2 pseudogenes are annotated in these 440 nt (G+C 49.8%); both read right to left on the bottom strand.

The features are described 5' to 3' along the window. Window positions 1-229, bottom strand: a pseudogene (locus I6E24_RS16725) (hypothetical protein); the annotation flags it as partial. Continuing rightward, window positions 226-440: pseudogene (locus I6E24_RS16730) on the bottom strand (hypothetical protein); the annotation flags it as partial. The pseudogenes I6E24_RS16730 and I6E24_RS16725, both read right to left, overlap by 4 nt.

The following is a 440-nucleotide window of genomic DNA, read 5'->3' on the forward strand; positions in this document are numbered from 1 at the left end:
GCAAGGCATACATGTCCGCATAATAGCCGTTGGGCAGCTTGATACGTTTTTCAGCTTCAAGAGGATTCAAAACTCCACACTTGTACACGGCACGAATGGCGGCACGGAGCGTCGGGGCGATTACCCCAAACAGCTCCACCAGCTCCATTTCATTCATCCATATATTACCTGTATCGGATGATATGGTAATTCTACCATAGCTGTCCGTTGTGATTATTTCCCGTTTCATATCCCTGCCATTTTCACGTTCCCGAATGATTTGCTCAGCTTGTCGCCCAGCATCGTGAGATCATTATCCAATTTCTGTACGGTTATCTGTAGGCTCGGCTGTCGGCGCCATGCCACCTTACGGTGGTAGGTTTCCGACAGCCTGCCTCCGAACCGTACGTACACGTCTCCATGTATACGGCTCTCCGCCCATAACGGCATTTTAGCTATTC

Source organism: Bacteroides caecigallinarum, assembly GCF_021530995.1.
GTDB lineage: Bacteria > Bacteroidota > Bacteroidia > Bacteroidales > Bacteroidaceae > Phocaeicola > Phocaeicola faecigallinarum.